Consider the following 7,682-nt stretch of genomic DNA (forward strand, 5'->3'; position numbering starts at 1 on the left):
ACACCGTGGACAAGATGTTCGACTTCGCCCTGACCGGCGAACTTCTCGGCCTCGACTTCGTGCAGACCGCGCTTCTGGCGGCCGCCGTACTCGGGCTGGTCGCGGGCGTACTCGGCCCGCTGGTGGTCATGCGGCGGATGTCGTTCGCCGTGCACGGCACCGCGGAACTGGCCTTCACCGGCGCGGCGGGCGCACTGCTGCTCGGCGTCGGCGTCGAACTCGGCGGCCTCGCGGGCGCGGTGATCGCCGCCCTGCTGATCGGGATCCTCGGCGGCCGCGAGTCCGAACGCGACTCCGTGATCGGCGTGATCCTCGCCTTCGGACTCGGCATGGGCGTGCTGCTGCTCTCGTTCTACGAAGGCCGCAGCGCCAACAAGTTCGGCATCCTCGTCGGGCAGATCATCACCATCGACTCGACCAACCTGAACCTGCTCGTCGGCGCCTCGGTCGTCGTACTGGTGGTGCTCGCGGTGATCTACCGGCCGCTGCTGTTCGCCACGGTCGATCCCGCGGTCGCGGCTGCCCGCGGTGTGCCGGTCCGGTTGCTGTCGCTGATCTTCGCGGTGCTGGTCGGGATTTCGAGCGCGCTCGGCGTGCAGATCGTCGGCGCGCTGCTCGTGGTCTCCTTGATGGTGACCCCGGCAGCGGCGGCCGCGCGGGTCACGGCCAGCCCGTGGAAGGCGACCGTGCTGTCGATCGTGTTCGCGGAGATCGCGGCACTCGGCGGGATCGTCCTTTCGCTCGCGCCCGGGAAGCCGGTGAGCGCGTTCGTCACGACGATCTCGTTCGTGATCTACCTGGTCTGCCGCCTCATCGCGTGGCTTCGTGGCCGGAACACCCGGATCCGCGTCGAGCCGACCGCAAAGGCACAGCCCGCCTTGGGCTAGCGGATCGGATTCTCGGCGAGCGCCTTCTTGACCGCTTCCATGAACCCGGGGTCGATGAACGCGAGCTGACCACCGGCGACACTGCGCTCCACGGCTTCGAGCACGACGACGTTCGCGTTCACGAAAGCGTCGACGGCTTCGGCCTGCGACGTCTTCTGGGTGAAGTGCGCCAGCATCGTCAGGTTCGTGAACGCGCCGGAGAGGTACCGCGAAGACGCCTTCGTGAACGAGTCCCCGTAGATCAGGATCTTGTCGTCCACCGTCCCGATCAGCGGGCTGGCGGTGCGGTACACCGGCCGGTCGATGTCGCCGTTGGGTTCGCCCGCGCGCTCGACCATGCCGTCGGGGCGGAGGCTGTAGAGCGTGTTCGTCTTGGTGCCCTGCTTGTTGATCAGCGGCGGCAGATCCGCGACCGTGTCGTACTGGCCGACGGGCACGCTGACCCACGTCTGGGTGACGCCCGGTTTGATCGCGTTCGCGATGGCGCGGGTCATCACCAGCGCGCCTTCGTCGGCCCAGTGCGTGTCGTTGGACGGGTAGATCGGGCGCTTCACCCGGCCCTCGGACGCGCGGAGTTCGGGCCGCAGGTCGATCGCGCGGGCGTCCTTGATCATCCGGTGCCAGGTGCTCGCCTCGGCCGAACGCGAGCAGTCCTTACCGGGGTAGCTGTCGGGAAGGAACTGCGGGACCATCGTCGACTTGTCCGGCGCGACGACGAGTTCGAACCGGCGCCCGGACTGCTCGACCGCGCGCCGCAGCTCGTTGATCTTGGCGATGGTCTCGGGCAGAGGACGGGACGGATCGCATTTCGCGTCGGCGTCGTAGCCGTAGTAAAGCCAGCCGTCGCGGCCCTGGACGACGCGGCGATAGCCGGACGCGGCGTTCGGTGTCGGGCCCTGGATGGGCGCGGTCTTGGTCGGCGATGGGGCGGGCGGGGCGGGGATCGGGCCTGCCTGCTGCTGCGGTGGCGGCTGGTCGAGCGGGGCACCTTCGCCGAAGATCCCGCGGCTGATCGCGTCGGCGGCGGCGATCGCGCCCGGCCGGAACGACAGCTGGTCGATGGCCCAGGCCGGCATGTCGGTGAAGAAGCCCCAGCCCTTGTCGAGGCCGGGGAAACTCGCGAGCTTGTGGTTCTCGATCTCACCCGGCCGCACGCCGAAGACCCACAGCAGAGCCGGGGTGGTGAAGAACAGGAGCGCGCTGATGAGCGCGGTCAGCTGCCTGCCGCCGTGGCGAGGTCGGTGCAGGGCGTGCTCACGCGGAAGCCACGCCTCGTGCACGGCTGGCAGTTGCTGGGGTTCGGACGCCACCCCACCACCGTAATCAACCCGTGTCGCGACCACGTGAGAACGCCCCACTTCACCGCCCCCGGATCGCGTTTAGCCCGCTAAAGGCGAGTGCGCCACCCTCCAGAAGCCCCCAATGTGGCATTGGAGACGCTCGCTGTCCCCAATGCCACATTGGGGGCACATCTGCTCGCGTGCGACCGCCTCGCCACCAGAGCCACCGCGTAGGTGCGCGAGGCTCACGCGAGGCCGGACCCGCCCGCCCCCGGATCGCGTTTAGCCCGCTAAAGGCAAGTGCGCCACAGATCGCGTTTAGCCCGCTAAACGCGCTCGGTCAGTGCAGCATGAGCAAGACCTGCAACTCACCGACCAGGAAGCCGATGGCGCCGCCGACGGCGATGAGTTTCCACTCGTCCTGCCGGAACGCCGGCCGCAACAGGCCCTCGAACTCCAACGGCGTCAGTCCGAGCATCCGCCGCTCGACGATCTTCGCGACGTCCATCGCCTCGGTCAGATAGCCCTCGGCGTGGCGGATCGTCGGCGGCAGGTGCTCCAGCGCCTTCCGCGCGGCCGCCTGCTTGATCTCCTGCAGCCGTTGCCCGCCGACGGCCAGCGCCACCATCGGTCGCGCGGCGCTCGCCTGCTCGTCGACGGCGTTCGCCACGAGCCGTTCGACCAGCGCGTACAACCGGTCCGACCGCGGTCCGCGCAGCACCGCGTCGAGCAGATTCGGCACGGTGAGGATCTCGTTCGCGATCATCTCGCCGTACTGGTGCGCGACCTCGGCCCGCCGTCGCTGGAACTTGCCCTGCAGGATCAGCCGGCCGAGCCGCACCGGCTCGCGCGGCACGAAGATCAGCTTGATCGCCAGCCAGTCGGTGAACAGCCCGATGCAGCCGCCGAAGATCGGCAGCACCCACGGTTCCTTCGTCGCCGCCCAGACGACCGCCTGCACGACACCGAGCCCGAAACCGAAGTAGATCCCGGTGCGCGCGATGAACGCCATCTCCGGCCGTGACGTCTCGCGGATCAGCCGGACGAGCAACTTCTTGTCCCTGGTGAGCCGCTGCACGGTCATGTGCTGGAAGTCGAGCACCTCGTCGAGGTTCTCGGTCAGCTCCGTCATGAACTCGCGCACCAGCCGAGGGGTGGCCGCCTGGATCTGCTTGATCAGCAGTTCCTGGGCCATCGTCGGCATGACCTCCCAAAGCTTGGGATGGTGCTGTTCGAGCACTTCGCGGGCGACCTCGTCCACAGCGCGCAGCAGCGGCTGCTCGATCTCGCGCGTGATGATCGCCGGATCGATCCGGCGGAAGACCTCTTTGACGTCCAGCAGGTTCGACGTCAGCAGCTCGGTCGCGACGGCGGCCATCCGCCCGCCGTGTTTGGGCACCACGCCCTGCCAGCCGAGGAACGGCTTGATGCCGACGAACTCGAGCGGTTTGAACATCATCTCGATGGCGACGCGTTTGGTGACGTAGCCGATCAGCGCGGCGATGAACGGGATCGCGGCATACAGCCACCAGTGCCGGGCGAGGTCGTCGAGGACGGCGTCCATGAGACCTCCTCGCTCGTTCTCCGGGGGATGGGAAACGGTATCGGGTACCCGTCAGTGAAGCAGTAGGAGCACCTGAAGTTCACCGACAAGGCCGCCGATCACCGCGCCGACGGCGATCAGCTTCCACTCGTCCTGCCGGAACGCCGGCCGCAGCAACTGCTCGAATTCGAGCGGCTTCAGCCGGCGCATTCGGTCCACAATGGTGTTCCGGACGTCGAGTGCGTTGACCGCGTAGGCCTCGGCGTGCCGGATCGTTTCCGGGATCCGCGCCGCCGCCTTCGCCGCCGCCGTCTGCTTCATCTCCTGGAACCGCCTGCTCCCGACGGCCATCGCGACGAACGGCTTCACGACGCTGGCCTGCGCGTCGATGGTCCGCTGCACCTCGCGAGTGATCATCGTGAACAGTTTGTCCGACTTCGGCCCGCTCAGCACGGCTTCGAGCAGGTTCGGGATGGTGATGATCTCGCGCGCGATCATGTCGCCGTAGTCGGCGGCCACCTGGTCCTTGCGTTTCTGGAACACGCCCTGCCAGGTGTAGAGGCCGAAGAACCGTTTCGGCTCACGCGGCAGGAAGATCATCTTCAGGGCGATCCAGTCGGTGAACCAGCCGATGCCGATGCCGAACAGCGGCAGCACGATCGGCGACTTCGTCAGTGCCCACACGAGCAGTTGGACACAGCCGAGGGAGAAGCCGAACACGATCCCCGACCGCGCGATGAACCGCATCTCCGGCCGCGAGATGTCCCGGATCAGGCGGTTCAGCAAGGCCTTGTCGCGCACCAGGTTCGTCACGACCATGTGCTTGAGGTCGAGGACGTCCTCGATGTTCTCGGCGATTTCGCCCATGATCTTCGTGATCGCTCGGGGCGCTTCGGCCTGCACGCGTTTGAGGAGCAACTGCTGGGCGGAGTTCGGCAGCACTTCCCACAGCCGCGGCTGGTATTGCTCCATCACCTCGCGGGTGACGTCCTCGACGACGCGGAGCAGCGGCTGTTCGATCTCCTTCGCCACCTGCGCGGGGTCGAGCCTGGCGAAGATCTCCTTCGGATCGACGAGGTTGCTCGTCAGCATCTCGGTGGCGGTGGCCGCCATCCGCTCGGCGTTCGCCGGCAGGACACCCTGCCAGCCGAGGAACGGTTTGACGCCGACGAATTCCACCGGCTTGAACATCATCTCGATGGCGACGCGTTTGGTGACGTAACCGATCAACGCCGCGATGAACGGCATGGTGACGTACACCGGCCAGTGCTCGCCGAGGTCGGCGATGACGGCGTTCACTCGCAGCCCCTCCCGCGTCTCGCTTGAGGGGAACCTAGCCGCCGGTCCTCAATGGAGGATCAGGAGGACCTGAAGTTCACCCACGAGCCCGCCGATCACCGCGCCGACCGCGATCAGCTTCCATTCGTCCTGCTGGAAGGCGGGGCGCAGGATCCCTTCGAACTCGAGTGGGGTCAGCTGCTGCATCTTCACGACGATCGTGTTGCGCACGTCGAGCGCGTCTGTGGCGTAACTCTCCACGTGTTTCACCGTTTCGGGGAGGTACGCGATCGCCTTCTCCGCCGCGGCCTGCTTCATCTCCTGGTACTGCTTGCCGCCGACGGTCAGCGCCACCAACGGTTTCGCGATACTCGCCTGCGTGTCGATGGTCCGCCGCACCTCGCGGGTGATCATCGAGAACAGCTTGTCCGACTTCGGCCCGGTGAGCACGGCCTCCATCACGTTCCGCACGGTGAGGACCTCGTCCGCGATCAGCGCGCCGTAGTCGCGGGCGACCGCCTGACGGCGTTTCTGGAACATGCCCTGCCAGCTGAAGAACAGGAATCGGCGCGGCTCTCGCGGGTAGAAGATCATCTTCAAGGCCAGCCAGTCCGTGACGAACCCCGTGATGAAACCGAAGATCGGCATGATCAGCGGCTGCTTCGTCAGCGCCCACACGACGAACTGGACGAGGCCGATGATGAAGCCGAAGTAGATCCCGGACCGGGCGATGAAGCGGAGTTCCGGGGTCGCGACCTCCTTGATCAGGCGGCAGGTCAGCGATTTGTCCCGGACCATCGCGTTGATCAGCATCTCGTTGACGTCGAGGACCTCGTCGATGTTGGTCGACACCTCGCGCATGAGCCGCGCGACAACCTTCGGCGCCTGCGCCCGGACCTGGTCGACCAGCATCCGCTGCGCCCGTGCCGGCAGCAGTTCCCACAGCCGGGGCTGGTACTGCTCCATCACCTCGCGGGTGACGTCCTCGACGGCCTTGAGGAGCGGTTCTTCCAGTTCCTTGACCACCTCGTCGGGATCGAGCCGCGAAAAGATCTCCTGTGGATCGACGAGGTTCTTGGTCAGCAGGTCGACGGCGGTGGTCGCCATGCGGCGCGAGTTGGCCGGGATCACTCCCTGCCAGCCGAGGAAGGGTCTGATCCCGACGAATTCGAGCGGGCGGAACATCATCTCGATGGCGACGCGTTTGGTGATGTAGCCGATGAGGGCGGCGATGAACGGCATCGTGGCGTAGACGTGCCAGTGCTCTCCGATGTCGTCGAGGATCGCCGAGATGTCCAACCGGGCCTCCCTGCTTACGGCCTGTCAACAATGCAGGATGCCATGTGATCGACCGGTCGCGCGCCGAGTGCAGCCGTTTGGCGGTACTACCCGACTGGCCCCTGCTCATTAAGGTGGCCGCCATGGTCGCTCCTGAGAAGTCGGCGCCTCAGGCGCCCTCAGCGAAATCGCCCCAATTCGCGGGCTCTGTCCGCGGCTACGACAAGCGTCAGGTCGACGAGCGGCTCGCCGAACTGTCGACCGAACTCAAGCAGCTCTCGCGCAACCGCGACGAGGCCGTGGCGACCGCCGCCGAACTCACCAAGGCGCTCGGCCACGCGCAAAAGGAACTGGACGAGACCAAGGCCGCGCTCGTGCGGATGAGCTCGAGTCCGTCCGGCGCCGGCGCGATGGCCGAGCGTGTCCGCATGATGATGCAGCTCGCCGAGGAGGAGATCGCCGACCTCAAGGCCGCCGCGGAGGCGGACGCCAAATCGACGCGGGCCGAAGCGGACAAGTACGCCCACGAGACCCAGCGCGCGATCGACAAGGCGGCCAAGGACGCGCAGGCCGAGCGAGAGAAACTGCTCGCCGACGCCAAGGCCGAGATCGAGCGGCTGAACGCCGAGGCGGCGCAGAAGCGCAAGGACCTGGACATGGAGAGTGTCCGGACCCGCGCCGCCGCGGACAAGAAGGCCGAGGAGGCTTCGGCGGCTCGTCGCGCGGAGGCGGAGAAGGCCTCCGCGGACAGGATCGCGGAAGCCGACCGGGTGTCGGCGCAAAAGCGTGCCGAAGCCGAGCGGAGTTCGGCGGAGAAGATCGCCAAGTCGGAGAAGGCTTCGGCCGAGGACATCGCGGCGAAGCAGGAGCAGGTCGCGGAGGCCCTCGCCGACGCGAAGACTCAGCAGACCGAGGCTCAGCAGGCCCGGAAGCTCGCGATGGAGCTCCGGTCGAAGGTCGCCGAACGGCTTTCCGCCACGGACGTCGCCGTCCAGGAGGCCATCCGGCTGCTGGCGCCCGCCCCCGACGCCGAAGCCGCCAAACCGGAGGCCGCGCAGAAGCCGGCCCCCACGAAGAACAACGGACCTCGCCCTGCGCCGTAGGACGGTCACCGTGGTCGTGAGTGGCGATTCGGGTTCTAACCGAGGGGTAAGGCAAAGGTGTCGTGTTGCGAGCGACGTCGGCTCGCGCCGCGGCCGGATGTCCCCAATGCCGCATGGGGGACGCTGACCGTCTCCAATGCCGCATTGGAGACATGCCCGCCTCCCGATTGCCTGCTCACACCGGCAGGGGTGACCAGCCTCCCCAAGCCCTCAAGGAGGTGTCGCGAAAGCCACTTTCAGGACATGTAATGTCCCGAAAATGGCTTTCGCGACACCCTCCGGACGCCACTGCCCAGTGCCGAAGCATGATGCC

Annotated in this window: 6 protein-coding genes; 2 read left to right on the top strand and 4 right to left on the bottom strand. The window is 67.0% G+C overall.

Going from position 1 to position 7,682, the window contains the following annotated elements:
* Positions 1-5: 5 nt before the first annotated feature.
* Positions 6-887, top strand: coding sequence for a metal ABC transporter permease (locus ACZ54P_RS04790; RefSeq protein ID WP_465460177.1), 882 nt, complete (start codon positions 6-8; stop codon positions 885-887).
* Here the strand turns inward: ACZ54P_RS04790 and ACZ54P_RS04795 are convergent.
* The 4 genes from ACZ54P_RS04795 to ACZ54P_RS04810 form a co-directional block, all read right to left on the bottom strand.
* Positions 884-2,197, bottom strand: coding sequence for an alginate O-acetyltransferase AlgX-related protein (locus tag ACZ54P_RS04795; protein WP_465460178.1), 1,314 nt, complete (start codon positions 2,195-2,197; stop codon positions 884-886). The two genes, ACZ54P_RS04790 and ACZ54P_RS04795, sit on opposite strands and share 4 nt — an antisense overlap.
* A 310-nt stretch (positions 2,198-2,507) precedes the next feature.
* Positions 2,508-3,731, bottom strand: coding sequence for a DUF445 domain-containing protein (locus ACZ54P_RS04800; protein ID WP_465460179.1), 1,224 nt, complete (start codon positions 3,729-3,731; stop codon positions 2,508-2,510).
* Positions 3,732-3,782: 51 nt separating this feature from the next.
* Positions 3,783-5,009 (bottom strand): DUF445 domain-containing protein, encoded by a 1,227-nt coding sequence (locus ACZ54P_RS04805; RefSeq protein ID WP_465460180.1) that lies wholly within the window; start codon positions 5,007-5,009, stop codon positions 3,783-3,785.
* Positions 5,010-5,057: 48 nt separating this feature from the next.
* On the bottom strand, positions 5,058-6,287 hold the full coding sequence (locus ACZ54P_RS04810) for a DUF445 domain-containing protein (protein ID WP_465460181.1): 1,230 nt from the start codon (positions 6,285-6,287) through the stop codon (positions 5,058-5,060).
* A gap of 122 nt (positions 6,288-6,409) precedes the next feature.
* On the opposite strand from ACZ54P_RS04810, the gene ACZ54P_RS04815 reads away from it, so the two are divergent.
* On the top strand, positions 6,410-7,369 hold the full coding sequence (locus tag ACZ54P_RS04815; protein ID WP_465460182.1) for a coiled-coil domain-containing protein: 960 nt from the start codon (positions 6,410-6,412) through the stop codon (positions 7,367-7,369).
* Positions 7,370-7,682 lie beyond the last annotated feature (313 nt).

The sequence above is a fragment of the Amycolatopsis sp. NPDC034160 genome (genome assembly GCF_055575355.1).